Genomic DNA, 22,412 nt, shown 5'->3' with positions numbered 1-22,412 from the left:
CCCTCATTCAATCGCACGGGTGAAGACCGGCCACGCGCTGGGACGCAGGATGGAACGAGACGACGGAAAGGACGTGCCCATGATCTCGATCGTCTTCGCCTCGGACGCTGAGCTCGTGCGACAACTCGTCGCGGTGCTCGCCGTCGCGAGCGTCGTCGTCGCCGCCCTCCTCGCGCACGCCGGGCGTGGGGGCCGCGTCGTCGCCGGCGGTGCAGCCGTACTCGGACTGATCGTCGTGCTCGGCCTCACTCTCAGCCCCGTCGGTGGGCTCGAGGGCGACGGCTGCGCCACCGACGCGAGTTCCCCGCTCGACGACGTGCCGAACGTCCTGCTGTTCTTCGTCCCCGTGCTCTTCGCGGTCGTGGCCACGCGTCGGCCCCTCACCATGCTCCTCGCGGGGCCAGCGGTGTCCGTGGCGATCGAGTTCGCACAGGACGTACTCCCGGAACTCGGCCGGAGGTGCGATGTGAACGATGTGCTCGCGAACTCGGCGGGCGCCGCCGGCGGCGTGCTCATGGGCGCGATCATCCTCCTGACGACGTTCATCGGGCGGCGCGGTCGAGGCGCTCCGGTCGGGACCGTGGCATCCGCTGCGACGCGCGCGGAGGCCGCGCAGGAACGGGAGCTTCACAGGCTCCGTTGACGAGGTCCACAGCGTGCGTCGCATCCGGACCCTCTCGCGGATGGCGGGGGTATCGTGGATGACTCGAACGGCGACACGCGCACGGAACGGGGACATGATGGTCGAGCAGGACATCGCGCGACTGCGCGAGTTCGCGCGCGACGAACTCGACGTGCTCATCGAACACCGCAGCCGTCAGGGCGAGGACCCCTGGGACTTCCTCCCCGACATGCCGACCGTCGACGAACTCGTCGTCCTGTCGCTGCGCGACGACGCCCTCGACGATCGCGGCCTCACGGCCGAGTACGTCCTCACGCGGCTCGCGGCCCGGTCCACGCGGTCGGACGCAGAGGAGCACCGTCGGGCGCTCGAGCGAATCGACGCCGACATCATCCGCTCGATCGGCATCGCCTACCCCGCCCTCACCCGCACCGCCTGGATGATGCTCGGCCGATTCGATCTCGGGGACGGCCCCGACCAGCCGGCACCCTGACCCCGGCCGCGCACTCCGCTCGCGTCCCTCCCAGGTCCCGGACGGCCCTGCCCGTAGAATCACTGGATCAGGCCGCAGAGAACGGCGCTGCATCACTCACATGAACTCACGCCTTCTGAAGAGCCTCCTGCGCTCCCTCCCCGCGACGGCTCTCGTCCTGGCGATGCCGTTCGTCGCGGCGCCCGCGCTCGCTCTCGAGGTATCGGCGACCGAGGCGTCGGCGACCGAGGTGTCGGTGACCGGCGGCGTCGTGCGGACCGCGACGGACGACGAAGCCGACACCGCCACGACCGACGAACCGACGGTCTCCATCCAGATCGACAGCGAATCGGCGTCCGTCGAGGGCGACGAGCCGCTGTCGCTCGTCGTCACGATCGACAACACGACGGACACCGATCTCGATGCGGGTCGGATCGTGCTCACGGGCGGATCGACGACGATCGGCTCCCGCGCCACCCTGCACGCCCACCTCGACGGCAGCGATCCCCTGCCGACCCCCGTCGATCTCGTCGACGTCGCCGTCCCCCCGATCACCGCCGGGTCGAACTACACCTCGAACGCCGTCCTCGTGCCGAACGACCGGCTCTCGATGCCGCCGGACTACGGTGCCGTCCCGCTCACCGCCGCGTTCGAATCGGGCGCGACGACGATCGCGGCCCACGACACGTACATCGCGGCGGCCGCGGCGCCGACGAACTCGATCGAGCTCGCGATCGCGATACCCGTGACGGCTCCGACGGGGCAGAACGGCCTCATCAGCTCCGAGTCCCTCGCCACCTACACGGCACCGAGTGGTGTGCTCACGCGTCAGCTCGACGGCGCGGCGGGCCGCGACGTCGCCCTCGGGGTCGATCCGATGATCATCGCGTCGATCCGCGTGCTCGGGGCGGCGGCACCCGCGAGCGCCACGGCGTGGCTCGATCGGCTGGCTGACGTGCCGAACGAGACGTTCCCGCTCCAGTTCGCCGACGCGGACGGCGCCGTCCAAGCGGCGTCCGGGCTCGACGCGCTGCTCGAGCCGTCGTCCGTGCAATTCGCCCTCCCCGCCGACTACACCCCGGCCGTGCCCACCGAGACACCGACGCCCGACCCCTCCGGGACACCGACGCCCGCCCCGACCGAGGACGACACGATCCCGACCGTCGACGAGCTGACGGCGTTCGAGTGGACGATGGACGACCTCCTCTGGCCTGCCGAGGGCACCGTCACGGCGTCGGATCTCGACATGTTCGCCGCCAGCGGCGTGACGGATACGATCCTCGGCTCCAGCAACGTCGCCGACGCGACCGCCTACCCGGCGGCCTCGACGGTCGGGGAGCGCGGCGCCCTCGTCGCGGACGACGACATCTCCTCGGCCCTTCGCATCGCCGCGACGGCCGTCACGGCTGGCGACGGGGCCGACGCGATCGCCGACATCTCCGCCGAGCTCGCGGTGACGGCCCGCGAGCAGGGCGCCACCGGCCGCACCGTGCTCGCGACCCTCGACCGTGGCTGGCCCCCGACCGCGTCTCGACTCGGCGACGCCCTCCAAGCCGTCTCGAACCTGCCCACCGTGAACCCGGTGGACCTCTCGGACGTCCGGGCGGAGGAGCGTATCGACGTGACGCTCGCCGACATCGAACCCGACTCCTCGCGCACGAGCGCCGTCTCCCTGCTCATGGACCGCGAGGCGCGGCTCCGGGAGTTCTCGGCCGTCCTCACGACGCCGGAACTGCTCACCGGTCGCGAGCGCGTGCAGATCCTGACGCTGCTCTCGGTGGACTGGATGGACACGGGCGAGGAATGGACCGAGGCGCTCGTGGCGCACAGCGAGCAGACGAGCGAGCTGCTGGGATCCGTGTCGATCCTGAACTCCAGCGACGTGCTCCTCGTCGGTAACGAGAGCGCGATCCCGTTCGGGGTCCGCAACGACTCCCCGTACGACGTCCAGGTCTTGATCGACGCCACCCCCTCGAACATCCGGCTCGACGTGGGCGACCCGCAGGTCGTGGAAGTCGCCGCGGGGTCCCGGCAGACGGTGCGCGTGCCCGTCACGGCGCAGCTCGGCAACGGCGACGTCGGGCTGACTGTGACCCTGTCGTCCGTCTCCGGGGTCCGCGTCGGCGAGCCCGTGACCGCGACCGTCGCCGTGCGGGCCGACTGGGAGGGCATCGGGGCGGTCATCGCCGTACTGCTCGTGGTCGGGATGCTCGTCGCGGGTGTCGTCCGGACGATCCTCCGACGCCGCGCGCGTCTGGCGGAAGCCGCGGAGAAGAAGGCGTCGTCCGACGCACCCGACAGCGACAACACCGACAGCAACGGCAACATCGAGGAGCGTTCGTGACCACCGGAGACGGCCCGTCCATCGGGCGCGCGAGCGCGTTCCTCGCCTCCGGCACCATGGTGTCGCGCATCCTCGGGTTCGTCATGGCGATCCTGCTCGCGCAGACCGTCGGAGCGATCGGGTTCAGCGGTGACGCCTTCGCCCTCGCGAACCGTCTGCCGAACAACCTCTACGCCCTCGTCGCCGGAGGCGTCGTGAGCGCCATCCTCGTCCCGTCGATCGTGCGAGCCATCGTGGGCGAGGACCGCGGTCGCGCGTACGTGAACAAGCTCCTCACGCTCGGCATGGTCATCCTGCTCGCGGCCACGATCATCGCCGTCGCGGCGGCGCCCGTCCTCGTGCGGCTCTACGGCCAGACGATGCCGCAGGACCAGTTCGACCTCGCCGTGACGTTCGCCTACTGGTGCCTCCCCCAGGTGTTCTTCTACGGCCTGTACGCCCTCCTCGGCGAGGTGCTCAACGCTCACAAGCTCTTCGGCCCGTTCACGTGGGCGCCCGTCTTCAACAACATCGTCGCGATCTCGGGTCTCCTCGCCTTCGGTGCGCTCTTCGGTGCCGACCCCACGGGCGAGCGCTCCGTCACGTCGTGGAGCGCCCCGATGGTCGCGGTGCTCGCGGGCTCGGCGACGCTCGGCATCGCCGTGCAGGCCGTCGTGCTGTTCTTCTTCTGGAAGAAGGTGGGACTGCGCTTCCGCCCGGACTTCGGCTGGCGAGGGATCGGTCTCGCGCAGACCGGGAAGATGGCCGGTTGGACGCTCGCGATGATCGGCGCGACGCTCGTCGCCGGCATCGTGCAGACCAACGTGACGATGCTCGCGTCGGGTGGCGAGGCGGCCACGGCCGCCCTGCAGTACGCGTGGCTCATCTTCATGCTGCCCCACAGCGTCATCGCCGTCTCGGTGGCGACCGCCTACTTCACACGGATGGCGGAGCACGCCCACGCGAACCGGACCGCGGAGCTGAAGGCGGACGTGTCGTCGGCGACGCGTCAGATCAGCCTCCTCATCGTGCTCGCCGCGGCCGTCATCGGCGCGTGCGCGATGCCGTTCGCGAGCCTCTTCACCGGCACCTCCTCCGACGCCGGCGCTCTCGCGGGCCCCCTCGTCGCCTACGTCGCCGGGCTCGTGCCGTTCACGATCCTCTTCGTGCTGCAGCGCACCTTCTACGCGCTCGGCGACACCCGCACGCCCTTCTTCTTCACGGTCGCGCAGGTCATCGTCTTCTCCGGCCTCGCGCTCGCGTGCGGTTTCCTCCTGCCGGACGACCTCATCGGCATCGGCGTCGCCGCATCCATCTCGCTCGCGGGTACCGTGCAGATGCTGCTCGCGTTCGTGCTGCTACGTCGGAAGCTCGGCGGGCTCGACGTGGCCCCGGTCATCCGCGCGATCGTCGTCTACGTGGTCGCGGCGATCCCGTCCCTCGCCGCGGGCCTCGGCACGGCGTGGCTGCTCGGCGCGTGGGTCGACGGCGGCTTCGCGACCACGACCGTGTTCGGCGCCCTCGTCTCGATGATCGTCATCGGCTCCGTGATGGCCGCCGTGTACTTCGCGCTCCTCATCGTGATGCGCTCGCCCGACCTCCGCGCGGCCCTCGCCCCGATCATCCGCCGCTTCCGCCGCCGCTGAGCGGGGACTGACCAGCCGACTGCGGTCAGTCCGCGCGCGGCCATTCCCTCGTGAGGTACGCCTCGACGGCCCGACTCCGGAACGAGGAGGGCTTCCCGTGGTCAGGCCGATGAATTCATCGCGCGACGACGCCGGTGATGCATTCATCGAACGGGCCGAGCCGGCTCTCGCCGCTTCACCGCCCCTCCAGAGCGACCGGCCACTGCCCCCCTTACTCGATGAACCGGATCGGGGTGTCGGCGATGTGCAGCCCGGACGATCGGATGATGTCCTCGATCGCCGCGTGGTGCTCGAGCGGTGCGACGACCTGCACCTCCTCGGTTCCGTCACTCGCCGCGCCGCCGCCGTCGGCCCAGAAACTCCGTACCGCGTAGACATCGTCGAGTTCGGTGAGCAGCGCGAGGTACCGGTCGCTCTCACCGGGCTGGACGGCGATGATGAGGCTCGCCGAATTGATCTCCACGACGTCGTCCGATCCGAGACCGGCTGCGGCGAGCAGGTCGTCGGCGTGCTCGACGACCGGCAGGAGGTGGGTGAACCCGGCGGTGACCTCCTCGACCTCGACGAGCGCGAATCGGTCGTCCTCCCAGATCGCCGGCTGAATCGCGAGGCCCGGAGCGACCCGGTCGAGCTCGTCGACCATACGCGCCACGTCGAAGCCGAATTCGGGGCACCGCGCACCGTCGACGACCGTGGTCCGTTCCTCCGGGTCGGTGTGCACCGACACCTCGGTCGCCGCGGCCGTCCTCACGGTGATCGACCACGTCATGGGGTCGGGATAGTCGGTCGCACAGGCCGCCTCGAGCACGCCGGGGAGTCCGGTCTGGTCGACCGCGACGGACATCCACGACGTCGGGTTCGAGAACGCGGGTGCCTCGACCCACCGCTCGTTGTCGACGCTCACGACGCCGGGGAGATCCTCCACCTCCGCCTCGAAGGCGTCGAACTGCTGACACGGACGATCGAAGTGCGTCTCGTCGACCATCCACCCGAACAGCACGACGACGCCCGCCAGGCATCCCACGATCGCGAGGACCACGACCGCCGGCCCGACGCGCTTCGCGACCGGAGGGCGGCCGGGACCCCCACCCGCCGGCGCGAGATCCGTTCGTTCCGTGAGCGTCTTCGGCATCGGATCGCCTCCTGACAGAGCCTGCCGTCCTCATCTGCCTCGAAGGTACTCCGCGCGGACCGCGCTCGCCCGCCGAGGTGTCCGAACAGCAGGCGAACAGTCACCGCCGGATCAGCCGTCGGTGATTCTGATCACCCGCCGGTCGGCATCGACAGGGCGGCCGTCTCCGTGTCATAGGTCGTGATCGCCCACACCGGCCGGTCGCCCCGGCTCGACCTCCCGCCCTCAGGCGATGTCGGCCGTGAGGGACGCGACATGCGCTGCGGTCTCTTCTCGATCCGCCGGGCGACCGGGAATGCCCGGGCGACGCTGCCACGGCCGCGGCCCGTCGGCGCGGCGGTACTCGACACCGCGCGCGTTCAGGCGGCCGAGGTGGGCCGTGAGGCGCGGCTCGAACTCCTCGAAGTCGCGCTCGCCGCCGGTCCAGAGCGCCTCGGCGAGCGCACACAGCCGCGGGAAGGCCAGGTAGTCGAGGGTGCGCGGGGAGTCGGCGTGTTCGCTCCACAGATTGCCCTGGCCGCCGAGCACGTGCGCCGCCTGCTCCGCGGTCAGCTCCGCGGGGATCGGATCGAAGGCGTACACGTCGGCGACGGTCGTGACCGTCGCCACGGGGATGGGCTCGTCGGGACCGTCGGCCTGGCGGTAGTCGAGGTACACCGTGTCCTCCGGGCACATGATCACGTCGTGCCCGGCCCGAGCCGCCGCGACCGCTCCGGCCCGGCCGCGCCACGACAGCACGGTGGCACCGGGGGCGAGCCCGCCCTCGAGGATCTCGTCCCACCCGAACAGTCGGCGGCCGCGGGAGGTGAGGTGCTCGTCGATGCGGCCGATGAACCAGCTCTGCAGTGCGTGCTCGTCGGCGAGGCCGCGCTCGCGCATGAGCTCCTGCGTGCGCGGGTCGGCCCGCCACTGGTCCTTCGGGCACTCGTCGCCGCCCACGTGGATGAAGGGGGAGGGGAACAGTTCGACGACCTCGTCGAACACGTTGCGGAAGAACTCGATCGTGCTCTCCTCCACGTTGAAGACGTTCGTATTGATGCCCCACTCCGTCCACGGCTGGAGCCGTTCCGTGGTGACACCCAGCTCCGGGTAGGCGGCGATGGCGGCCTGCGCGTGGCCGGGCAGCTCGATCTCCGGCACGACCGTCACTCCGCGCGCCGTCGCATAGGCGACGATCTCCCGGATGTCGTCCTGCGTGTAGAAGCCACCGTGGGGGCGTCCGTCCATCGTCGCGGTGGGTCCGGCGCCGACCTGAGACTCCGGTCGCCACCCGCCGACCTCCGTGAGCAGCGGGTACCGGCGGATCTCGATCCGCCAGCCCTGGTCATCGGTCAGGTGGAGGTGGAGCGTGTTGAGACGGTGCATGGCGAGCAGGTCGATGAAGCGCAGCACCTCGCGCGTCGGCACGAAGTGCCGGGCCACGTCGAGCATCGCGCCGCGCCAGCCGAATGCCGGGGCGTCCTCGACGAGCACCGCGGGGGCCGTCCACGCGACGCCGGACACGGTGGCCGCGCGGTAGACGGCGTCCGGGAGCAGCTGAAGGAACGACTGCGCCCCCCAGTAGCCGCCCCGGTCGCCAGCGGCCGAGATGACCACACCCGTCGGCTCCACCTCGAGCCGGTAGCCCTCCTCCGCGAGGGAGGGGTCCACGGCGAAACGGATCGTGGGCGCTTCGTCGTCCGTCGCCGCGTCGAGCGCGAGACCCGTCGAGGTCGTGAGGACGCTACGCAGGAATGCCGCGGGTCCCCGCAGCTCGCCGTCGGCTGCGATGCGTGTATCGCCCGTCACCTCGAAGACACCGGAACGGGATTCGAGACGCGTGGGGCGGGGGACGAGAGCGATCATGGTGTTCCTTTCGGCCGACGGGAGGTCGGGTTCGCGAGTGCAGGATGACGCCGTTGTTTCGTTGTTGTTACACCCAGTGAACCGGTCTTGACATTTGTTCGCAAGCCTTCTTTACTAAACCAACCACCGAGCAACGGCGCGAGGTCGCGGCCACAACCGCAGTGTGTCATCTCGCCGCCCGGATCGGGAACGCAGTCGATCCACCCCGAACATCACCGTCTGTTCCATCACAGAGGAGAACACAGTGGCCATCAAGAAAATCGCGGTCGTCGGCGCCTTCAGCGTCGCGAGCCTGCTCGTCCTGTCCGCCTGCTCGAGCGGCGGAGGCTCCGACGGAGCGTCGGGCGGCGGTGACGAGACCATCACCGTCTGGGCGATGGACGGGGACTACACCCCGGAGACGCTCGACGCCATCAACGCCGAGTTCACCGAGGCCACGGGCGCCGAGGTCGACGTGCAGGTGCAGACCTGGGACGGCATCACGACGAAGATCTCGACGGCCCTCGCCACCAACACGCCACCCGATATCCTCGACGTCGGCAACACCCAGGTCGCGAGCTACGCGGCCAACGGCGGTCTCCTCGACCTGACCGATCAGGCGGATGACCTCGCGCAGGGTCATACCTGGCTCGACGGCCTCGTCGATCCCGCGACGATCGACGGCCAGCTCTACGCCGTCCCCGGATTCGCCGGTGCGCGCGCCGTCATCTACAACAAGCAGATGTGGGCCGACGCTGGCGTGACCGCCGTGCCCACCACGTACGAGGAGCTCACGGCCGCCCTCGACAAGGTGAAGGCGGCGAACGCCGACACCTCCGACTTCTCGGCCTTCTATCTGCCCGGCCAGTACTGGTTCGGCGGGCTGCAGTTCGTATGGGACGCCGGCGGAGAGATCGCGGAGCAGGACGGCGACGAGTGGACCTCCGGCTTCGGAAGCCCCGAAGCGATCGAGGGACTCGAGGCGTTCAAGGAGTTCCAGACGAGCTACTCGTCGGCCGCCTCGGCGACCCTCAACACCCTGGAGCCCAACCAGAACCAGATCTTCGCGGACGGCAAGACCTCGGCGATCCTCAACACGAACGTCTCCGGCATCCTCACGGCCAACCCGGAGATGACCGAGGACGACCTCGGTACCTTCCCGATGCCGGGCCTCTCCGGTGACACGCAGCCGGTCATGCTCGGCGGCTCGAACTGGGCCATCCCGGCCAAGTCGCAGAACTCCGAGCTCGCGCTCGAATGGGTGAAGATCGCGGCGAGCCCCGAGATCCAGGAGGACTACGTCTACGGCGTCGACGGCTGGATCCCGAACAGCTCCGAGGGCATCGAGGCCGCCCAGGCCACCCTGAGCGACGTGAAGAAGGGCTTCTTCGACGCCGCCCTCAACTCCAAGGCCACCCCGCCGAACCCCAACTGGACGACCATCGAGAGCAACAAGGACGTCGAGGGCCTCTTCTCCTCGATCGCATCCGGCTCCCAGAGCGTCGAGGACGCCGCCGAGTCCTTCGACACGGCAGCGGACCAGACCCTCAACGGCGAGTAGCGCCCGCCGGGCATCGGTGCCGCGCACAGCGCGCGGTACCGATGCCCCCCTCCGACGCTCGAAAGGCGAACCCATGGTCACCTCGCTCGCGCCCGCACCGCCTCGTCGTCCCGCGGGATCGCCCCGCGGTCGGCTCCCCCGATCGACGCGCCCGTCCCTCGCGCCGCTGTGGCTCCTGTCGCCGGCCGGCCTCGTGCTCCTGTGCGTGACGATCGCGCCCATCGTCTTCCTCGTCTACATCTCGTTCACCGACTACGACCAGCGCACGCTCTTCACGGGCGAGTACTCGGTGGTCGGAGTCGACCAGTACGCGGCGATCCTGTCGGACTCCGAGTTCTGGCTCTCGCTCCTGCGCACCGTGGTCTTCACGGCGACGCTCGTCGGAGGCAGCGTGCTCATCGGCGCCGGCATGTCCCACCTCATGACGCGGCTGCCCACGGTGATGCGCTACGTCGTCACCGTCGTCCTCATCCTCGCCTGGGCCATGCCCAACGTCGCGTCGTCGCTCATCTGGAAGTGGTTGTTCCAGCCGCAGTACGGAGTGGTGAACTGGCTCGTGACGCAGACGGGCGTCGTCGGCGACATCACGAGCGTCAACTGGGCCGCGGACCCGCAACTGGCCTGGGTCTGCATCTGGCTGCTCGTCGTCTGGCAGGCCGTGCCCTTCATCGCCCTCACGCTCTACGCGGCGGAGACGCAGGTGCCGCTCGAACGCAAGGAGGCGGCCCGCCTCGACGGCGCCTCCGAGTTCTCCGTCTACCGCGTCGTGGTCCTCCCCGCGCTCAAGCCCACGATGCTCCTCGTCACGATGCTCTCGATCATCTGGGACTTCAACGTCTTCAACCAGATCTGGCTCGTCTCCGCCGGAGGACCCGACCGAGCGACGTCGACCCTCGGCGTGTTCACCTACACCACGGCGTTCTCCGGCAACGTGCAGATCGGTGCGGGCTCGGCGATCGCCGTCGCCTCTACCGCGATCCTGCTCGTGCTGAGCGTGCTCTACATCCGCAACCTCGTTCGCTCCGGGGAGGAGCTGTGACCATGACGACCTCGACCCCCTCCACCACGCGATCGGCCGCGGCGCGCCCGGCCGATCGCGCCGCCGGAGCGAGCCGCTCCCGATCACACGTCTCGCGGCGCCTGCGCCGGATCCCGTGGATCAGCTGCGCGATCGCCGCGGTGTTCTGCGTGCTGTGGGCGTTCCCCGTCTACTGGATGGTCAACACGGCGTTCAAACCGCAGTCGGAGATGCTCAGCTCCACTCCGCACTTCCTGCCGCAGAACCCCACGCTCGACAACTTCTTCCGGGCGGTCGGTCAGGGCAACTTCCTCGTGTACCTGCAGAACTCGGTCATCGTCGTGGCGGGGGCCGTGATCTTCTCGATCGTGCTCGGTCTCTTCGCCGCCGCCGCACTCTCGCGCTTCCGGTTCCGCGGGCGGCGCACCATCATGGTGTTCCTCCTCATCGTGCAGATGCTCCCGGGCACGGCCTTGCTCATCCCGCAGTTCCTCATCTTCAACTCGCTTAATCTGCTCGACACCTACTGGGGGCTCATGTTCGCGTACGTCGCGGGAGTGCTGCCTTTCTCCATCTGGGTCATGCGCGGATTCTTCCTGGCGATCCCCGTGGAGCTCGACGAGGCCGCCCGCATCGACGGAGCATCCACCTGGCAGGTCCTCACGAAGATCCTCTTCCCGCTCGTGATGCCCGGGATCATCGCGAGCAGCGTGTTCGCGTTCATCGCGAGCTGGAACGACTACATCATCGCGTACACGTTCATGAAGGATCAGGCCCACTACACGCTGCCCGTCTGGCTGGCCTCGTTCAGCACGGCGTCCGGCGGCCAGATCGGCACCGACTACGGCGGACAGATGGCCGGGGCGACCCTCTTCTCCATCCCCGTCGTCGTGTTCTTCATGATCATCCAGCGCAACCTCGTCTCCGGCATGTCCGCCGGGGCGGTCAAGGGCTGATCCGTCAGCCCAGGGATGACTGGGGCCGTAGTGTTCTCCGGCGGCCGGAGACGCCCGGTCCGATTCCACGTTCTTCGGATAACGTCACAGACAGAGACAGGAGGGTCCGCATGGCGCAGCTTCGCGTGACGGGCAAGGCGCTGCCGACGCACAACCGGCAGAACAACCGTTCGCTGATCCTTCAGCACCTCTTCCACGACGGCGAGATGAGTCGGGCGGACCTGGCACGAGCCACCGGACTCACCCCGGTGACGGTGTCCGATCTCGTGAGCGAGCTGCGCTCGGAGGGGCTCCTCCTCGATCTCGGCCGTCGCGTCGACGCGCGCATCGGCAAGCCGGCCACGCTCATCAACCTCGATGAGAACTCGCACCACATCGTGAGCCTCAACCTGTCTGGCGAGGACGTGCTGACCGGTGCCATCACGAACATGCGCGGCGAGATCCTCGAGCGTCGCTCGGTGGCGCTCGCCGGTTCGGTGGGAGAGGACGCCATCTCGAAGGCCGTCGGCCTCGTGGGCGAGCTCATCGCCGCGTCCGACGTGCGGGTCCTCGGCATCGGCGTCGGCACCCCGGGTGTCGTCGACCGGGACGGTGTCGTGCGCGAGGCGCCGAACCTCGGGTGGGTCGACCTCGACCTCCGCGCGTCCTTCGGGGAGCACTTCGACGTCCCCGTGCACGTCTCGAACGACGCCAACGCGGCGGCCCTCGCCGTCCACACGTTCCACGAGGGCGCCGGCACGAATCTCATGCTCGTGATGTTCGGTGACGGAGTAGGAGCCGGCCTCATCATCGGCGGCTCCCTCGTCGAGGGCGACCAGTTCACCGCCGGAGAGATCGGTCACGTCGTCATCGACGAGGACGGCGAGCTCTGCACGTGCGGTCAGCGCGGCTGTCTCGAGGTGGCGATCTCGGTGTCTCACCTCGCACCCCGCGTCGCCGACGCCGGTCCGGATCGCCGCGAGGCGATCCTCCGCGAGGCCGGACACGCTCTCGGCGGCGCGCTCGCGCCGATCATCGCGGTTCTGGGTGTCAACACGGTGATCCTGGCGGGACCGGAGGACTACGTCGCCGGACCGATGCTCACCGAGGCACGGAGCACCATCGAGAGGCGCACGCTGGAATCGGTCACGAGGGACCTCCGCATGAGCGCAGCAGTCGACAGCGACGACCTGGTCCTGCAGGGTGCAACGGCCCTCGTCCTCACGGCCGAACTCGGGATCTCCTGAGTCGGCACGGCACCGTTTAGTGTGTTTATAAGGTTTACTAACTATATGGTCGAGCTCCTTCGAGCGTCCGACCGCTAGGCGATGGGACCCTTGGGCTCCATCACGACGACGAAGAAGGAGCTGGCCCGTGAGGATCGGTATCGACATCGGCGGCACGAAGACCGACGCCGTCATCGTCGACGACTCCTTGGTCGTCCGCCAGCACCTGCGGCGTCCGACCGGCCGGGGCAACGTCGCGGTCGTCGACGGCGCCGAACGGATCGTGCGCGATCTGCTCGACGGTGTGGGCGCCACGACGGGTGAGGTCGAGCAGATCGGCGTGGGCATCCCCGGTGTCGTCGACGAGCTCACCGGGCGCGTGCGCCACGCGGTGAACATCGGTGTCGCGGAGCTCGAACTCGCCGCGATCCTGGGCGCTCGCCTGTCGATCCCCGTCGTGGTCGGGAACGACGTCAACGCCGCGGCCCTCGGTGCCTCCCACCTGCTCGACCTCCACGTCCCCACCGCCTTCCTCAACCTCGGCACCGGACTCGCGGCCGGACTCGTCGTCGATGGCCGGGTCTGGCGCGGTGCGCGAGGCGGAGCCGGAGAGATCGGACACATCCCCGTGGATCCCTCCGGGGCGCTGTGCCCGTGCGGTCAGCGCGGCTGCCTCGAGACCATGGCGTCCGGTTCCGCGCTTGCACGGCTCTGGCCGACGGATGCGGCCCTCCCCGCCGTGGATCTCTTCGAGCGCGCAGAGGCCGGACAGCAGAACGCCGTCGCGGTCCGCGAGACGGTCGTGACCGGGGTCGCGTCGGCCGTGCGCGTGCTCCTGCTGTCCACGGACGTGGAGACCGTCATCATCGGCGGGGGACTCAGCAATCTCGGAGAGCGCCTCATGCGCCCCCTGCGGGAGACGTTCGAGCGGTGGGGGCGCACGTCCCCCTTCCTCGACTCGCTCGACCTGAGCTCGCGCGTGCGCCTGCTCCCACCGGAGTCGCCGGCGGCCGCCCTCGGCGCCGCCCTCCTCGACCTCCGGCCCCTCGCCTCCGCGATCTGAGCTCGGACCCACGGGCCTCACGAACACGCCGGCCGGCCAGGGCCGATAGCCCCTGAACGCACCGGCCTCAACACCGTCCGAGACACCCAGACGGCGGGAATAGCCCGGACCTACAATGGGTTCCACCAGGCGACACGTCAAACGAGGAGTTTCGAGTGCGCAACGTCATCATCATCGGTTCCGGCCCAGCGGGTTACACCGCGGCCATCTACGCGGCACGCGCCGGGCTCGAGCCTGTCCTGCTCGCGAGCTCGGTCGAGGCGGGCGGCGATCTCATGAACACCACCGAGATCGAGAACTTCCCCGGCTTCCCCGACGCCGTCATGGGCCCGGAGCTCATGGCCAAGTTCCAGGAGCAGGCCGAGAAGTTCGGCACGGAGGTCATCCTCGATGACGTCACCGAGCTCGACCTGCGCGGTGAGACCAAAACCATCAAGACCGGTTATTCCGGCGACTTCGAGGGCCGCACGGTCATCTTCGCCACGGGTTCGGCCTACCGCAAGCTCGGTATAGGCGACGAGGACCGGCTCTCCGGTCGCGGCGTCTCCTGGTGCGCCACGTGCGACGGCTTCTTCTTCAAGGGCAAGGAGATCGCGGTCGTGGGCGGCGGCGACTCCGCCATGGAGGAGGCCACCTTCCTCACGCGCTTCGCGTCCAAGGTCTACGTGATCCACCGCCGTGACTCGCTCAAGGCGTCGAAGATCATGCAGGACCGCGCGTTCACGAACGAGAAGATCGAGTTCGTCTGGAACTCCGAGGTCGCCGGCATCGTCGGGGACAACGCCGTCGAAGGCGTCGTCCTCCGCGACACGGTCGACGGTACCGAGCGTCAGCTCGCGATCGGCGGCCTCTTCGTGGCCATCGGGAACGACCCGCGCACCCACCTCATCCACGGTCAGCTCGATCTCACGGACGAGGGCACGATCGCGGTGGACGGCCGCTCGTCGCGCACCAACCTGCCGGGCGTGTTCGCCGCGGGCGACGTCATCGACCCCCACTACCGCCAGGCCATCACGGCCGCCGGTTCGGGAACGGTCGCGGCGCTCGACGCCGAGCACTACCTGTCGGCCCTCGACGACGCGGCGAAGCTCGACGAGGAGGGCGAAACAGCGGAAGCCGACGCCCTCATCGCCTCCGCCTAGCAGCCCACCCGATCCACCCTTCCGCTTCCCGAGCATCAATAAGGAGTACACATGTCAGCACGTGCAGTGGACCAGGCCTCATTCGAGGCAGAGGTCCTGAAGAGCGACAAGCCCGTCCTCGTCGACTTCTGGGCGGAATGGTGCGGCCCGTGCCGCATGGTCTCCCCGATCCTCGACCAGATCGCCGCGGAGAACGCCGACAAGCTCGACATCGTCAAGGTGAACGTCGACGAGAACCCGCAGCTCGCGATGGAGTACCAGATCGTCTCCATCCCCGCGATGAAGGTGTTCCAGAACGGTGAGGTCATCCAGACGGTCATCGGCGCGAAGCCGAAGGCCGCCCTCGAGGCCGACCTGGCCGCCGTCCTGGCGTAACCGACACCTCGAGAGGCCCGTCCGGTTACGCCGGGCGGGCCTTTCGCGTACCCGGCGTTTCGACCCCTCTCGGACTCCCCCGATAGCATTCGTACAGACGAGAACGGAAACGCAACGTGTCAGACCAGAGCATCTCCCGCTCACCGGGCAACAATCTCGACCCCTGGTATGCGAACTACGCCGAACGCACCTCCGGCCTGTCGGCCAGCGAGGTCCGCGCCCTCTTCGCCGTCGCGAGCCGGCCCGAGGTGGTCTCCCTCGCGGGCGGTATGCCGTTCGTGTCCGCTCTCCCGGCCGAACTCATCACGGGATCGCTCGAGAAGGTCATGCGCGAGCAGGGCGGAATGGCCCTCCAGTACGGCTCGGGCGCCGGCCAGCCGGCCCTCCGCGAGCAGATCCTCGAGGTCATGGCGCTCGAGGGAATCCGGGGCACCGTCGACAACGTCGTGACGACGACCGGGTCGCAGCAGGCCCTCGATCTCGTCACGAAGCTCTTCATCGATCCGGGCGACGTGATCCTCGCCGAGGCGCCCAGCTACGTCGGCGCGATCGGCGTCTTCCGCTCCTACCAGGCGAACGTCGTGCACGTCGCGATGGACGACGACGGACTCAACCCCGACGCGCTGCGCGAGACGATCGCCCACCTGCGCGGCCAGGGTCGACGGATCAAGTTCCTCTACACGATCCCCAACTTCCACAATCCGGCCGGTGTCACCATGTCCGCCGCGCGCCGCCCCGAGATCCTCGAGATCTGCCGGCGGAACGAGATCCTCGTGCTCGAGGACAACCCGTACGGTCTGCTGCACTTCGAGGAGAAGGCTCCCGACGCTCTGCGTTCGATCGACGAGGACGGCGTGATCTACCTCGGATCGTTCTCGAAGACGCTCGCGCCCGGGTTCCGCGTGGGTTGGGCGCTCGCACCGCACGCGATCCGCGAGAAGCTCATCCTCGCCGCGGAGTCCGCGATCCTCTCCCCGAGCGCGTTCAGCCAGCTGACAGTGTCGGAGTACCTCCGGTCCACGGACTGGAAGGCGCAGATCGACACGTTCCGCGGCGTCTACAAGCAGCGCAAGGAGGCCATGGTCGCGGCCCTCGAGGAGTACCTGCCGGATCTGTCGTGGACGGACCCCAACGGCGGCTTCTACGTATGGCTGACCTTGCCGGACCGGCTCGATTCGAAGCAGATGCTGCCGCGGGCCGTGAAGGAGCTCGTCGCCTACACGCCGGGCACCGCGTTCTTCGCGGACGGCCGAGGGCGCCACGCGATGCGGTTGTCGTTCTGCTATCCCACGCCCGAGAGTATCCGCGTGGGGATCCGTCGCCTCGCCACCGTCATCAACGGCGAGCTCGACCTTCTCGACACCTTCGCCGGGACCGGGCCGCTGCAGATCGCCTCGCGCGAGATCCACGTGTCCTCACCGCCCCCGAACATCTCCTGACCAGCCCCGCCGACCGAGAGAGATCACGTACATGACCGACAGTCGGAAGCTCACCATCGCCGTCCTCGCGGGCGGAATCTCCCACGAACGCGACGTGTCGTTGCGCTCGGGGCGTCGTGTCGCGGACGAACTGACCGAGGCGGGGCACACGGCCGTTCTTCGTGATCCCGGCGCCGGCATCCTCGACTGGATCGTGGAGACGGCTCCGGACGTCGTGTGGCCGGCGCTGCACGGAGCCAGCGGCGAAGACGGTGCCCTCCAGGCCCTCCTGCGAGGGCGGGGTATCGCCTACGTCGGTTCGCACCCCGAGGCGGCGATCCTCGCGTGGTCGAAGCCCACCGCGAAGGCGCTCGTGGCGCGTGAAGGTATCGCGACGCCGGAATGGCTCGCCCTTCCGCGTGAGACCTTCACGGAACTCGGTGCCGGTGCGGTGCTCGGCGAGGTCGCGCGGACGATCGGCATGCCCGCCGTCGTGAAGCCCTCGCAGGGAGGTTCCGCGCAGGGCGTCTCGATCATCGACGACGCCTCGCAGCTCCCGCGTGCCATGGTCGACGCCTACACCTATTCCGACGTCGCCCTCATCGAGCGCAAGGTCGAGGGTACCGAGCTCGCGGTCACGGTCGTCGACACGGGAGACGGACCCCGGGCGCTGCCGGCCGTCGAGATCCAGCCCCTGTCGGGCGTCTACAGCTTCGAGGCCCGCTACAACGCCGGCGAGACGACGTTCTACGCCCCCGCTCGGGTCTCGGACGAGATCGCGGAAGCGGCCGGGCGCACGGCCGTGGCCGTGCACGAGCTGCTCGGACTCCGGCACATCTCGCGCATCGACCTCATCGTCGACGCGGAGGGTGTCGCCTGGTTCCTCGAGGCCAACATGCTTCCCGGCCTCACGGAGACGTCCCTCGCGCCGCTCGCGATCGAGGCCGCCGGGCTCGAGCTCTCCGACCTCTACGCGCAGCTCGCTGCCACCGCCATCGATCCGAGCTGACGAACGCGAGCGGTCTCAGATCTCGTCGACCCGGGTCGCAGCTCGGCTGAACGCGCGGTGGGGTCGTCTGGAGAACAGGTCTACCCGACCGCGACGCGCAGTGACTGCGCTCAACCCCGATGCGGGAGCCCGCCACCGCGCGACGACACATGCGGCTCGTACCCACGTACTCGCTGTGCCTGTCGAAGCGCGCCGACCGCCTCCGGACCGAACCCGCACGCCCGCTGAGCCTGTCGAAGCACGCCGACCGCCTCCGGACCGCGACCGGTCCTGTGGCGCTCCCGAGGGGCGACGCCTCCCACCCGCGAACCGGCTCCCTCGGGGCTCGCGGGGGGCGTCGCTGAGCCTCGGTGGTCTCCCTCGATCGAGGGATCAGAGGTGCTCAGCCGGGCTGATCAGCCACCGTAACCGGGCTCACCGAGTTCGCCCAGGATGCGGTTCAGGTCGGCGATCGTTGCGAACTCGATGCTGATCTGGCCCTTCTTCGCGCCGAGGATGATCTTCACGCGGGTGTTGAGCCGGTCTCCCAGGTGCTCCCCGACCTCGTCGAGGTGTCCGCGTCGACCACCGGGCAATGGCGTGGCACGCTTCGCCGGGGCGGACAGTTGCGCTGCGGCCGCCTCGGCGGCACGCACGGAGAGGTCCTCGTTGACGATCTTGTCGGCGAGGCGCTTCATCGACTCGGGGTCACCGGTCGACAGGATCGCTCGAGCGTGGCCGGCCGACAGAACACCGGCCGCGACGCGCAACTGCACCGCTCCCGGCAGCTTCAGCAGACGCAGGGTGTTTGAGATCTGCGGCCGGGATCGGCCGATGCGCGTGGCGAGCTCCTCTTGCGTGATCCCGAAGTCCGCGAGCAGCTGCTGGTACGCCGACGCCTCCTCGAGAGGATTCAACTGCGCGCGGTGGAGGTTCTCGAGGAGCGCGTCGCGCAGCATGTCCTCATCGGCCGTTTCGCGGACGATCGCCGGAATCGTTGTGAGCCCGGCTTCCTTCGACGCGCGAAGTCGTCGCTCCCCCATGATGAGTTCGTAGGTGTCCGAGTCGGCGATCGCACGCACGACGATGGGCTGCAGTACTCCGAACTCGCGGATCGAGTGGACCAGCTCGGCGAGGGCGTCCTCGTCGAAGACGGTTCGCGGCTGAGCCGCGTTCGGCACGATGCTGTGCGGGTCGAGCGACGCGAGGCGCGCTCCGGGAACGGCCACGAGATCATCGCCGTCGGCCTCGGGCGCCGCATCCGTAGAGGGGGCCGAGGCGTCTGCGGCCGCCTGAGCTGCCTCCGCACCGCGCTTCGCTGCGGATGCGCCGGGGAAGAAGACATCCACGGGTCGCTCGGCCTGGTCCGTCTGGGTGGGAATGAGGGCGCCGATGCCCCGGCCGAGGCCTGTCCGCTTCGTTGCCATTACGCCTGTGCTTCCTTGTCGTGCTCGTTCGTCGCAGCGCGCCGCGCGATCTCCGCCGCGGCCTCCAGGTAGGAGATGGCGCCGACACCGGTGGGGTCGTAGCTGATGACCGTCTGACCGAAGCTCGGTGCCTCGGATATACGGACCGACCGGGGGATCACCGTCGTCAGAACCCGGTCCGTGAAGTGGGAGCGCACGTCATCGGCCACCTGATTGGCGAGGTTCGTACGGCCGTCGAACATCGTCAGGAGGATCGTGGTGAGGGCCAACGTGGGGTTCAGATGCTTCTGGATGAGCTCGATGCTGCCGAGGAGCTGGCTCAAGCCTTCGAGAGCGTAGTACTCGCATTGGATCGGAATGAACACCTCGCGCGCAGCGACGAAGGCGTTGATGGTGAGCAGTCCGAGCGACGGTGGGCAGTCGATGAGGACGTAGTGCCAGGTCTCCTCGGAGGAGGAGAGGAAGTCGTCCAGAGCGGTGCGGAGCCGGTGCTCCCGCGCGACCTGCGACACCAATTCGATCTCGGCGCCGGCGAGATGGATCGTCGACGGCGCGCAGAAGAGCGATTCGTGTTCAGGACTGCTCTGCACGACATCCGCGAGCGGGAAATCGTCGATGAGAACGTCGTAGACGCTCGGAATATCAGCGGTGTGCTCCACACCGAGAGCCGTCGACGCGTTCCCCTGAGGATCGAGGTCGATGACCAGGACGCGAGCCCCTGCCTTCGCGAACGCGGCCGCCATATTCACGGTGGTCGTGGTCTTTCCCACGCCACCCTTTTGGTTCGAGACGGTGAAGATACGTGTGCGATCAGGAAGTGGAGAATTCATCGTTTGGAGCGCCCGACGGCGAGAGGTGAGGTTGGCGATCTCCCGTGCGAGGGGGGTCGAGACGTCGAACCGGTCCGTCTCCATGTCACTCCCTCTTCTAGCCGATGTTTCACGTGAAACATCGAGCTGGCCGTTCCCGCTCTCGACTCACAATCACGTTGCCACCGACTTCGGAAGGTCGGACTGGCGTGAAGCGCACGCGCCGTCATGTCGAAGATGCCCATGATGATCGTGGCCGCATTGCGGGTGAGATTGTCAGTCTAGGCGTTGCCCGTCCTCGGTCAAAGTCGAGTTTCACGGGCGGGGGGTTATCCACAGAACCTGTGGATAACGGTGGACAACTCCGCCGCGACGATCGCTAGATCGGCTACACATCCCTGCAAACACGCGGATTATGGCCGTCCTCCACAGTGTTAATGGAATTGTGGATATCTTGAGTTATCCACCGACAGGTGGTCGGACGTCGACGCTTTCGGTGCCGGTCTCGCGCCATGTCGGAGCGACCGTTTCACGTGAAACATCGCCCGCCCGGGGGCGGATAGTCACACGGGGCGAGGGTGGGCAGTGACGATGTAGCCCCTCGGGCATGATCCACCACCGACGCCCCAGACGCGCCCGTTCGACGACGGATCCTCACCGGCAGCGGGTGCTCGTCGGCAGATCGCTGCCGACCGGACTCCTCCCTCTCCCCCGACTCTCCTCTCTTGCCGTCGGATTCCCGACTGGGATACGCGACGAAGTAGGCGACGCACCACGTTCGTCGGATCCGCGGGTGCGGAGATCAGGCGCCATCTCCAGAACAGGACCTCCTGGCTCCAACCCTCACACGGCGAATCGGAGGATCGATAGCGCGAACCACGTCGGATGGACCCTCGTCACGCCGACGCGGCATGCCGCACGGCGATCCATCGCAGCGCTGCGTTGCCCAGCACTCTCGTAACGAGCGGATCGCGTGCGCACTCTGCCGCCAATCCGTCCACCGAGTCGGTGCTGACCCTCGATACCTGCATCTCTTCGCTCGCCCCGGACGAGTACGAGTCAGGATCGCCCGACATGGTGATTGGACCGCAACACCATCGGGGGGGCGACCAATGAGGAACGACCCGCGACCACCGGGTGGGTCGATCCCGGACTCCAGCAGCCTGCGCATACAAGACGATCACATGTGCCGTCACCCTCACCACACTAGGACCACATGCCGGCACCGACTCTGAGGCGTGACGTACCGCGTTTCACGTGAAACATCTCGCGCTGGTGCTCTCCCCTGGCTGCGCGGCGACCGATCGCTCCGGCAAGACGACCGACGTTGGATGCACATGATGGCGATAGAGGGCTCGGATCCGCCCCGCGTGCGCGAGCTCGACCCCGATCTCGTTCGCTGAGAAGCATCCTGCGGGGTTGCGGCCAATCTGAACGGCCGACGGACGAACCTTGCCCACCGCAGAATCGCTCTCACAGCATCCGTTGTGGGCCTGTTCGACCCCCACGCGCATCGGTCTCGCATCCCGTTCTCCATAGACGGTTGCACCCACACCCGCAACGGCGAGTCAGACGGACTCCCTGTCGCCATAGCTGCTGGTCGTTGACACACCGGCAACCATCCACTGCGATTCGTCGAGCCGGCGCGCAGGAGCGTCGACCACCCCGTCGGTCGTGCCCCACACGTCTTTCAACCCAGCGATGTTTCACGTGAAACATCGACAGACACCGAGATCGCCCTCGTGTTCAGCTACCCGAAGACTGGCGGGCCGCGCGAACGGTACCGCGCACGACTCGCGTCACGTCTTCCAGGACACCCTCGCCGAGAATCTCGACGGCGACGTCCGTGACGCGATACTTCTTCAACTGCTTCTCAGCCGCCGCGATCTCCTTCTCGGCGGAGATTCCCTTCATGAGAACCAGCTCGCCGCCATCACGCAGCAGTGGGGCTGTCAAAGGCAGCAGCGTTCGCAGCGCACTCACGGCACGTGCCGTCACCTGATCCAGGGGAGTGTCGAGCACTACATCCTCCGCGCGCGACCGAAGCACGGTCACGTTCCCCAGCGCCAACTCCTCGGCCTGCTCGGACAACCAGGCCACGCGTCGCTCCATCGGCTCGATGAGGATGAAGTCGACGTCCGGACGAATGATGGCGAGCACCAGTCCCGGTAGACCGGCGCCCGTGCCGATGTCACCGACACGGCCGGGACGGAGAAGCGGCGCCATGATGGCGCTGTTCAGGATGTGCCTCGTCCACAGCCTCGGCGGCTCGAGCGGTCCGATGAGGCCTCGTTCCTCACCATGCGCGCCCAGGTTCGCGGAGAATGCGCGCAGCACGTCGATCCGGTCTCCCGCCAGATCCGCAGCGACGGCCGGCTCGTCCTCAATGATGACGTCGGCCATCAGACGATCTCCCGGCTACGACGCCGCC

Annotated in this window: 18 protein-coding genes; 13 read left to right on the top strand and 5 right to left on the bottom strand. The window is 68.4% G+C overall.

Annotated elements, in window-relative coordinates; all coding sequences use genetic code 11:
• The first annotated feature begins 79 nt into the window (after window positions 1–79).
• From ELQ94_RS13835 to murJ, 4 genes are all read left to right on the top strand, one after another.
• Window positions 80–643, top strand: a complete 564-nt coding sequence (locus tag ELQ94_RS13835) for a VanZ family protein (RefSeq protein WP_166404804.1) — start codon at window positions 80–82, stop codon at window positions 641–643.
• A gap of 94 nt (window positions 644–737) precedes the next feature.
• Entirely contained in the window at window positions 738–1,115 is a 378-nt protein-coding gene (locus tag ELQ94_RS13830) for a hypothetical protein (protein WP_127050953.1), read from the top strand.
• Between the two features lie 100 nt (window positions 1,116–1,215).
• A complete protein-coding gene (locus ELQ94_RS13825; protein ID WP_127050952.1) occupies window positions 1,216–3,438 on the top strand; it encodes a DUF6049 family protein in 2,223 nt (740 codons plus the stop codon).
• On the top strand, window positions 3,435–5,063 hold the full coding sequence (gene murJ / locus ELQ94_RS13820; protein WP_279432495.1) for a murein biosynthesis integral membrane protein MurJ: 1,629 nt from the start codon (window positions 3,435–3,437) through the stop codon (window positions 5,061–5,063). The genes ELQ94_RS13825 and murJ overlap by 4 nt, the downstream gene beginning before the upstream one ends.
• 211 nt (window positions 5,064–5,274) lie before the next feature.
• Here the strand turns inward: murJ and ELQ94_RS13815 are convergent, their stop codons facing one another.
• Complete coding sequence (locus ELQ94_RS13815) at window positions 5,275–6,195, bottom strand: hypothetical protein (protein WP_127050951.1); 921 nt, start codon at window positions 6,193–6,195, stop codon at window positions 5,275–5,277.
• A gap of 225 nt (window positions 6,196–6,420) precedes the next feature.
• Window positions 6,421–8,040, bottom strand: coding sequence for a beta-N-acetylhexosaminidase (locus ELQ94_RS13810; protein WP_127050950.1), 1,620 nt, complete (start codon window positions 8,038–8,040; stop codon window positions 6,421–6,423).
• 244 nt (window positions 8,041–8,284) lie between these two features.
• Here ELQ94_RS13810 and ELQ94_RS13805 point away from each other — a divergent pair, with 244 nt between their 5' ends.
• The 9 genes from ELQ94_RS13805 to ELQ94_RS13765 all read left to right on the top strand — a co-directional run bounded on the left by ELQ94_RS13805 (window position 8,285) and on the right by ELQ94_RS13765 (window position 17,766).
• Entirely contained in the window at window positions 8,285–9,580 is a 1,296-nt protein-coding gene (locus ELQ94_RS13805) for a sugar ABC transporter substrate-binding protein (RefSeq protein WP_208007714.1), read from the top strand.
• 73 nt (window positions 9,581–9,653) lie between these two features.
• Window positions 9,654–10,619: a carbohydrate ABC transporter permease gene (locus ELQ94_RS13800; RefSeq protein WP_127050949.1), complete on the top strand. Its 966-nt coding sequence runs from the start codon at window positions 9,654–9,656 to the stop codon at window positions 10,617–10,619.
• Window positions 10,620–10,621: 2 nt separating this feature from the next.
• Window positions 10,622–11,554, top strand: a complete 933-nt coding sequence (locus tag ELQ94_RS13795; protein ID WP_127050948.1) for a carbohydrate ABC transporter permease — start codon at window positions 10,622–10,624, stop codon at window positions 11,552–11,554.
• A gap of 110 nt (window positions 11,555–11,664) precedes the next feature.
• The gene (locus tag ELQ94_RS13790) at window positions 11,665–12,780 is read left to right on the top strand and encodes an ROK family transcriptional regulator (protein ID WP_127050947.1); all 1,116 of its coding nucleotides are present in this window, start codon (window positions 11,665–11,667) and stop codon (window positions 12,778–12,780) included.
• A gap of 127 nt (window positions 12,781–12,907) precedes the next feature.
• Window positions 12,908–13,822, top strand: coding sequence for an ROK family protein (locus tag ELQ94_RS13785; protein WP_127050946.1), 915 nt, complete (start codon window positions 12,908–12,910; stop codon window positions 13,820–13,822).
• A 155-nt stretch (window positions 13,823–13,977) separates the two neighbouring features.
• Window positions 13,978–14,964 (top strand): thioredoxin-disulfide reductase, encoded by a 987-nt coding sequence (gene trxB / locus ELQ94_RS13780; RefSeq protein ID WP_127050945.1) that lies wholly within the window; start codon window positions 13,978–13,980, stop codon window positions 14,962–14,964.
• 51 nt (window positions 14,965–15,015) lie between these two features.
• Window positions 15,016–15,339, top strand: coding sequence for a thioredoxin (gene trxA, locus ELQ94_RS13775; RefSeq protein WP_106563032.1), 324 nt, complete (start codon window positions 15,016–15,018; stop codon window positions 15,337–15,339).
• Window positions 15,340–15,455: 116 nt separating this feature from the next.
• Entirely contained in the window at window positions 15,456–16,778 is a 1,323-nt protein-coding gene (locus ELQ94_RS13770) for an aminotransferase-like domain-containing protein (protein ID WP_127050944.1), read from the top strand.
• Between the two features lie 31 nt (window positions 16,779–16,809).
• A complete protein-coding gene (locus ELQ94_RS13765) occupies window positions 16,810–17,766 on the top strand; it encodes a D-alanine--D-alanine ligase family protein (protein ID WP_127050943.1) in 957 nt (318 codons plus the stop codon).
• Window positions 17,767–18,161: 395 nt separating this feature from the next.
• On the opposite strand, the gene ELQ94_RS13760 is transcribed toward ELQ94_RS13765, so the two are convergent.
• The 3 genes from ELQ94_RS13760 to rsmG form a co-directional block, all read right to left on the bottom strand.
• The gene (locus ELQ94_RS13760) at window positions 18,162–19,172 is read right to left on the bottom strand and encodes a ParB/RepB/Spo0J family partition protein (RefSeq protein WP_127050942.1); all 1,011 of its coding nucleotides are present in this window, start codon (window positions 19,170–19,172) and stop codon (window positions 18,162–18,164) included.
• A complete protein-coding gene (locus tag ELQ94_RS13755) occupies window positions 19,172–20,086 on the bottom strand; it encodes a ParA family protein (RefSeq protein WP_127050941.1) in 915 nt (304 codons plus the stop codon). Before ELQ94_RS13755 ends, ELQ94_RS13760 begins: the two co-directional genes overlap by 1 nt.
• Before the next feature lie 1,641 nt (window positions 20,087–21,727).
• Window positions 21,728–22,384 (bottom strand): 16S rRNA (guanine(527)-N(7))-methyltransferase RsmG, encoded by a 657-nt coding sequence (rsmG, locus tag ELQ94_RS13750; protein ID WP_127050940.1) that lies wholly within the window; start codon window positions 22,382–22,384, stop codon window positions 21,728–21,730.
• Window positions 22,385–22,412: the final 28 nt, after the last annotated feature.

The organism is Labedella endophytica (assembly GCF_003990045.1).
Taxonomy (GTDB): domain Bacteria; phylum Actinomycetota; class Actinomycetes; order Actinomycetales; family Microbacteriaceae; genus Labedella; species Labedella endophytica.
This window is presented reverse-complemented; position numbering and strand designations above follow the sequence as displayed.